This window comes from Streptomyces sp. NPDC037421 (assembly GCF_055602105.1).
Window position 1 is genome coordinate 11943 of the sequence record NZ_JBVJWV010000063.1, and the last position, 5337, is coordinate 17279.

Annotated in this window: 6 protein-coding genes; 2 read left to right on the plus strand and 4 right to left on the minus strand. The window is 72.9% G+C overall.

From position 1 onward, the window contains the following. Positions 1-407: 407 nt before the first annotated feature. A complete protein-coding gene (locus ACZ7IF_RS38430) occupies positions 408-1187 on the plus strand; it encodes an AfsR/SARP family transcriptional regulator (protein ID WP_470981573.1) in 780 nt (259 codons plus the stop codon). A 14-nt stretch (positions 1188-1201) separates the two neighbouring features. Beyond that, positions 1202-1942, plus strand: coding sequence for a sirohydrochlorin chelatase (locus ACZ7IF_RS38435; RefSeq protein ID WP_470981575.1), 741 nt, complete (start codon positions 1202-1204; stop codon positions 1940-1942). 29 nt (positions 1943-1971) lie between these two features. Here ACZ7IF_RS38435 and ACZ7IF_RS38440 read toward each other — a convergent pair whose 3' ends face one another. The 4 genes from ACZ7IF_RS38440 to ACZ7IF_RS38455 form a co-directional block, all read right to left on the minus strand. Beyond that, entirely contained in the window at positions 1972-2859 is an 888-nt protein-coding gene (locus tag ACZ7IF_RS38440; RefSeq protein ID WP_470981577.1) for an ABC transporter permease, read from the minus strand. Next, positions 2846-3634 (minus strand): ABC transporter ATP-binding protein, encoded by a 789-nt coding sequence (locus tag ACZ7IF_RS38445; RefSeq protein ID WP_470981579.1) that lies wholly within the window; start codon positions 3632-3634, stop codon positions 2846-2848. The genes ACZ7IF_RS38440 and ACZ7IF_RS38445 overlap by 14 nt, the downstream gene beginning before the upstream one ends. 6 nt (positions 3635-3640) lie before the next feature. Then, positions 3641-4768, minus strand: a complete 1128-nt coding sequence (locus ACZ7IF_RS38450) for an aliphatic sulfonate ABC transporter substrate-binding protein (RefSeq protein WP_470981581.1) — start codon at positions 4766-4768, stop codon at positions 3641-3643. Positions 4769-4770: 2 nt separating this feature from the next. Then, positions 4771-5337, minus strand: a 567-nt coding sequence (locus tag ACZ7IF_RS38455) for an elongation factor 1-alpha C-terminal domain-related protein (protein ID WP_470981582.1), incomplete at its 5' end; no start/stop codon positions are given.

Below are 5337 nucleotides of genomic sequence, written 5' to 3' on the forward strand. Positions count from 1 at the left end.
CCCGGGAGCCCTCACCCTTCCCCCCCTTTGACGCACCCCTTTGTTCCCGGTTTGGCCCCCCCCCCCCCCCCCGGAAGCCCCCCCCCCCGGGGGGGGGGGGCCCCCCCGCCCCCCCCCCCCCCTCCCCCCGATCGGCCGTGCAGCACGTCCGGCGCACCCATTGGATCCCCCGCATCCGGCGCCGGGCGTGTTGCACGGCCTTTGTCGTGTTTGCTCACCGGTACGGCATTCCGGCCGGTGGAGCGCGGGGGCTTCATTGACACGCTCCCATCTGAGCAAGTACGGTCGGGACCGATCGGTCCACTAGGAATTCAGAGCATCACCAGCTCGCACACGACACCGTTCTCTTTCCATCTCGCGGGGAGATGTTTGTGTTGCTGTTCTCAGTCCTGGGATCCATAGAGATAATGAAACAGAGAGTCGCCGTCAGGCTCGGCGGCGCCATGCAGCAGACGCTCCTGGCGACCCTGCTCGCGGCCGGCGGATCGCTCGTCACCGTCGACTCCCTCATCCTCGAACTGTGGGGGACCACACCCCCCAACAAGGTCGAGAACGCCCTCCAGGCGCAGGTCAGCAGGGTCCGCAGGACCCTCGCCGCGGTCGAGCCCGAACGGCAGGGCTCGCGGGTGGTGACGAGCACCTCCGGCTACCAGTTCCTCTTCGACCGGTGGGAACTCGACGCCTACGTGTTCCTCGACACCGTGGACGCGATCCACGCGCGCTCGGGAACGGACACCCTCTCCGGCCACCGCCAGAACATCGCGGACCTCCGTGAGGGATTATCCCGCTGGCGCGGCCCGGTATTCGGCGGACTGGCCGGCGGCCCTATCTGCCGGACCGCCTCCACGCGATATCTGGAGGCGCGGAATTCTGCGCTCATTCTGCTTTACGATCTAGAACTCCGGACCGGCGGCCACGAACGGATCCTCCCGGAGCTGACCGAGCTGTACTCGCGCAACCCGAACCACGAGCAGTTCTGCATGCTGCTCATGCGCGCCCTGTACCGCTCCGGCCGGCAGCTCGACGCGCTGACGGTCTACCGCCAGTGCCGGCACAACATGATCGAGTCCCAGGGCATCGAGCCCTCCCCCGTCCTGAGCCAGTACGAGCGGGCGATCCTCACCCACGACCCGATGCTGCTCCAGGACGAGCCCTACTGGCCGGTGCCGGCCCTCGTCGCGGGCTAGCCGGGAGCCCCGCGATGGGCGACTTCCTGCTGCTGGTCGCACACGGCAGCCGTGACCCCCGGCACGCGCGGACGGTGCGCGCGCTCACCCGGCGGATCCGGGCGGCGAGGCCCGGACTGCCCGTCACCGCGGCTTTCCTCGAATTCGACCCGCCCTCCGTACCGGGCGGGCTGGAACGGCTGGCCCGGCTCGGCGCCCGGAGCGTGGTGGTACAGCCCCTGCTGCTGGCCCGAGCCTTCCACGCCTCGGTCGACCTGCCCGGCGTACTGCGCCGGGCCCCGGCCTCCCTGACGGTGCGGCAGGCCCGCGTACTGGGCCCGGACCCGCTGCTGACCGCGGTACTGGAGCGCCGGCTGTACGAGGCCGGCCTCGGCCCGGGGGCGCGTACGGCGACCGCCGTGGTCCTCGCGGCCGCGGGCACCACCGACCCGGAGGCGGCCGCCTCGTTCGCCGGGATCGCCCGGCGGTGGCAGCGGACCGGATGGCGGGCCGTACGGCCCGCGTTCGCCTCCGGCGGCACCTTCCCCCGTACCGAGGACGCCGTACGGGCGCTGCGCGCCGAGGGCGCGGAGCGGATCGCGGTGGCCCCGTACGTCCTGGCACCGGGCCGGCTCCCGGACCGCATCGCGGCGGGCGCCGCCGAAGCCGGGGCGGACCACCTGGGCGCCGTACTCGGCGCCGCTCCGGAACTGGCGCGGCTCGTACTGCTCCGGTACGACGCCGCCCGGGCCGGCGCCCTCGCCCTGACGGGCTGACGCGGGCGCCGGCCGTACCGGGCGAGGGATCAGCCGCGCAGGCCGCGGCGGCGCAGCATCCGCCGCTCAGCCGGGGCGAAGACCAGCAGTTCGACGGCGACTCCGACCAGCAGGATCAGGATGATGGCCAGGAAGATCCGGGCCATGTCGGAGGTCTCGCGCCCCGATTCCAGCAACTGGCCCAGGCCCAGGCCCAGGTCGGGGGAGCTGGCGATGATCTCGGCGGCCATCAGGGAGCGCCAGGAGAACGCCCAGCCCTGCTTGAGCCCGGCCAGGTAGCCGGGCAGGGCGGCCGGCATGACGACGTACCGGGCGCCGCGCAGGCCGGTGGCGCCCAGCGAGCGGCCCGCGCGCAGGAACAGCGGTGGGACCTGGTCGATGCCGGAGACCAGGCCGTTGGCGATGGAGGGGGTGGCGCCGAGCAGGATGACGGCGTACATCATCGAGTTGTCCAGGCCCAGCCAGAGCACCGCCGGGGGCACCCAGGCCACCGAGGGCAGGGACTGCAGGCCGGACAGGAGCGGGCCGACGGCGGCGCGGACGAACCTCACCCGGGCCACGACCAGGCCGAGGGGGGTGCCGATGGCCAGGGCCAGCAGGAAGCCCGACAGGCCGCGCCAGACGCTGGTCCAGACGACGTCGAGGAGGGTGCCCTTGAGCCACAGGTCGGCCAGGCTGTCCCAGACCGCGGCCGGCGGGGGGAGCATGTGGTCGTCGGTGACCTCGGCCAGGGCGAGGACCTGCCAGGCCGTCAGCACCAGGACCACGGCCGTGAGCGGGGGCAGGGCCTTGGCCAGGAGCACCCGGCGCAGCGGGGTGCGGGCTCCCTGGCGGGTTTCGAGCGCGTCCAGCCCGGCCAGCTCGTTGCCGGCGGTCCGGGGCCTGAGTTCACGGGGCCTGAGCTCACTGGCGGCCATGGCGGCGGATCTCCCCTCGCAGGTGTTCGGTGATCTCCAGGGACAGGTCCGCGACGTCCGCGTCCTCGATGCGGCGCGGCTGGGCGAGGTCCACGGCCCATTCGCGGGCGACGCGGCCGGGGCGGGAGGAGAGGAGGACGACGCGCTGGGCGAGGCGGACGGCCTCGCGCACGTTGTGGGTGACGAAGAGGACGGACAGGCCGGTCTCTTCCCAGATGCGGGTGAGTTCGCCGTGCAGGACGTCGCGGGTGATGGCGTCGAGGGCCGCGAAGGGCTCGTCCATCAGCAGGAGGCGGCTGTCCTGGGCGAGGGCCCGGGCGAGGGCGACGCGCTGGCGCATGCCGCCGGAGAGTTCGTGGACGCGCTTGCCGTGGGCGCCGCCGAGGCGGACGAGCTCCAGCAGCCGTTCGGCCTCGGGCTTGCGCTCGGCCTTGGCGACCCCGCGCAGCCGCAGGGCCAGCTCGATGTTCTTGCCCGCGGTGAGCCACGGGAAGAGCGCGTGCTCCTGGAACATCAGGGCCGGACGGCCTTCGGTGGCGACGGTGCCGGCGGTCGGGGAGTCGAGGCCCGCGACCAGGTTCAGCAGGGTGGACTTCCCACACCCCGAGGCCCCCAGAAGGGTGACGAACTCTCCGGGAGCGACATCGAGGCTGATGTCGTCCAGGACCACCTGGGGGCCGGCGGGTCCGGGGAAGGACTTCGACACGTGCTCGATGCGGACGGCCTGCCGGGCCGTCGCGGTGCCGTGCTCCGCGTTGATGAGGGCGGTCGCCATCGCGGGTCACCTTCCTTGGTCGGCGGTGCCGAGACCCGCGTGGTCGACGGTGGGCTTGTGCAGGGAGGCGAGGACCTCGTTGAGCGGTCCGAGGTCGTAGATGCCGCCGAGGTCGGGCCGATCCAGGAGGCCGGCCGCGACGGCGTGGTCGGACTGGGTCTTCAGGGTGGTGGCGAGGGGGTCGTCGGTGACGAGGATCCCGGGCCAGGCCGCGTCGACGACCTCGGGCTCCAGCTCCTTGCCGCTGAGGGCCTTCAGGGCGGCGTTGGCGGAGGCCTTGGCCCGGTCCGGATCGGCGTTGATCCACTCGTTGGTCCGCACCGTGCCGCGCAGTACCGCCTCGACCACGTCCCGGTGCTCCTTGAGGAACTTCTGCGAGACGACGACGTTCGTGATCACGAACTTCCCGCCGGGCCACAGGTCCCGCTCGTCGAGCAGGACGGCGGCGCCCTCGGCGACGAGCTTGGAGGCGGTGGGCTCCGGCACCCAGGCACCGTCGACGGCACCGGAGCGGTAGGCGTCGGGGGTGACGGTGTTGTTGGTGCGGACGACGGAGACGTCGCCCCGGCCGCTGGCCGCGTCGACCTTCCAGCCGCGAGCGGCGATCCAGTTGAGGAAGGCCACGTCCTGCGTGTTGCCGAGCTGCGGGGTGGCGATCTTCCTGCCCTTGAGGTCGTCCGCGGTCTTGATCTTCTCCGGGTTCACGACGAGCTTGACGCCGCCGGAGGCGGAGCCGGAGATGATCCGCAGGTTGGAGCCCTTCGACTTGGCGTAGCCGTTGACGGCGGGCGAGGGGCCGATGAAGCCGATGTCGACGGAGCCCGCGTTCAGGGCCTCGATCTCGGCGGGGCCGGCGTTGAAGGTGGTGGTCTTCAGGGCGGTCCCGCCCAGCTCCCGCTGGATCAGGCCCTCCCGTACGCCGACCAGTGCGGTGGCGTGGGTCAGGTTGGGGAAGTAGCCGATGCGGACCTCGGCGGCGGAGAGCTTCCCGCCCGCCGCGCCGGCCGGGACGGCGTCCGGGACCCTGACCGCCTGGGATCCGTAGCCGCAGGAGGTGAGGGCGGCGGCGAGCAGCAGGGCGAGGGCCGCGACGGGGCGGGGGCGGAGGTGGGGGCGGCGGCGCGGTGGGGGCATCGTCAGAGGGTCCATTCGTTCTCGGTGAAGGCCTCGCCCGCCATGCCCGCCGTCAGGGTGGTGCCGTCGGCCGGGTCGATGAGCAGGAAGGACCCGGTGCGGCGGGAGTCGGCGTACGCGTCGAGCGCGAGGGCCTCGCCGGTGCGGACGACGACGCGGCCGATGTCGTTGGCCACCAGCCGGCCGGGGTCGAGGTGCTGGGACAGGTCGGCGAGGGTCAGCCGGGACGGGATCTCCCTGACGATCGCCTTGACCGTGCGGGTGGTGTGCTTGAGGAGGACGCGCTGTCCGACGGTGAGGGGCCGGTCGGCGACGTGGCAGACGGTGGCGACGACGTCCTGCGTCGTGGCCGGGGCGGCCCCGTCGGGGGCGATCAGGTCACCCCGGGAGACGTCGACGTCGTCGGTGAGGCGGACCGTGACGGACTGCGGGGCGCGGGCCTCCTCGACGGGGACCCCGAGGGCGTCGATGCCTTCGATGACGGACGTACGGCCCGACGGCAGGACGGTGACGGCCTCGCCGACGCGCAGGACGCCGGAGGCGATCTGGCCCGCGTAGCCGCGGTAGTC